9 tRNA genes are annotated in these 1012 nt (G+C 49.7%); all 9 read left to right on the top strand.

Annotation, left to right across the window (positions count from 1 at the left end):
* The first annotated feature begins 36 nt into the window (after positions 1-36).
* The 9 genes from IC218_RS21525 (at position 37) to IC218_RS21485 (ending at position 872) form a co-directional block, all read left to right on the top strand.
* Positions 37-125, top strand: a tRNA-Ser gene (locus tag IC218_RS21525).
* 23 nt (positions 126-148) lie between these two features.
* Positions 149-239, top strand: a tRNA-Ser gene (locus IC218_RS21520).
* A gap of 9 nt (positions 240-248) precedes the next feature.
* A tRNA-Pro gene (locus tag IC218_RS21515) sits at positions 249-325 on the top strand.
* A 4-nt stretch (positions 326-329) separates the two neighbouring features.
* Positions 330-403 (top strand) — tRNA-Ile (locus tag IC218_RS21510).
* Between the two features lie 11 nt (positions 404-414).
* Positions 415-490, top strand: a tRNA-Trp gene (locus IC218_RS21505).
* 60 nt (positions 491-550) lie between these two features.
* Positions 551-627: transfer RNA gene (locus tag IC218_RS21500), tRNA-Pro, on the top strand.
* 5 nt (positions 628-632) lie between these two features.
* A tRNA-Ile gene (locus IC218_RS21495) sits at positions 633-709 on the top strand.
* A gap of 3 nt (positions 710-712) precedes the next feature.
* A tRNA-Phe gene (locus IC218_RS21490) sits at positions 713-788 on the top strand.
* A 7-nt stretch (positions 789-795) separates the two neighbouring features.
* Positions 796-872, top strand: a tRNA-Met gene (locus tag IC218_RS21485).
* Positions 873-1012: the final 140 nt, after the last annotated feature.

Below are 1012 nucleotides of genomic sequence, written 5' to 3'. Positions count from 1 at the left end.
GGTGTCCCGCGTTCGAGTCGCGGATAGATCACCAATGGAGAGGTGTCCGAGTGGTTTAAGGAGCTGGTCTTGAAAACCAGTGACTTCGAAAGGGGCCGTGGGTTCGAATCCCACCCTCTCCGCCAAACTAAATAATAGGACTAAATTTGGAGAAGTACTCAAGTGGCTCAAGAGGATCCCCTGCTAAGGGATTAGGCTGGGTAACCGGTGCGAGGGTTCGAATCCCTCCTTCTCCGCCATTTAAAAAACGAGGTGTAGCGCAGTTTGGTAGCGCACATGGTTTGGGACCATGGGGCCGGGGGTTCGAGTCCCTTCACCTCGACCAACCAGGACCTTTAGCTCAGTTGGTTAGAGCGCCCGGCTCATAACCGGTAGGTCTGGGGTTCGAGTCCCTGAAGGTCCATTATTCTTCATAGGGGTGTAGCTCAGTTGGTAGAGCGTCGGTCTCCAAAACCGTGCGCCGGGGGTTCGAGTCCCTCCACCCCTGCCAAATAAAAAGGACTTGAAAAAAAATGAGTTTTAGAGTAATATAAGATAGTAAATAATATTTCGAGGTGTAGCGCAGTTTGGTAGCGCACATGGTTTGGGACCATGGGGCCGGGGGTTCGAGTCCCTTCACCTCGACCAAGTAAGGGCCTATAGCTCAGGTGGTTAGAGCGCACGCCTGATAAGCGTGAGGTCGCTGGTTCGAGTCCAGCTAGGCCCACCATTTGCCCAGATAGCTCAGTCGGTAGAGCAGGGGACTGAAAATCCCCGTGTCGGTGGTTCGATTCCGCCTCTGGGCACCAGAAATACGGCGGTATAGCTTAGTTGGCTAGAGCGTTCGGTTCATACCCGAAAGGTCATAGGTTCGACTCCTATTACCGCTACCATCTAACTATATCAATAAAGAACTTTGAAAATTAAACAGTAGGTTAATTTATAAAACAAGAAACAAACCATAAAGCCAGATATTTAGATAACAATAGTATCTGAGCCTGATAAACTTTTATTTGAGAGTTTGATCCTGGCT

The organism is Clostridioides sp. ES-S-0005-03, from assembly GCF_020658455.1.
Lineage (GTDB): Bacteria > Bacillota > Clostridia > Peptostreptococcales > Peptostreptococcaceae > Clostridioides.
Note: the sequence above shows the minus strand (reverse complement) of the source record. Positions and strands in the feature narration are given on the sequence as shown.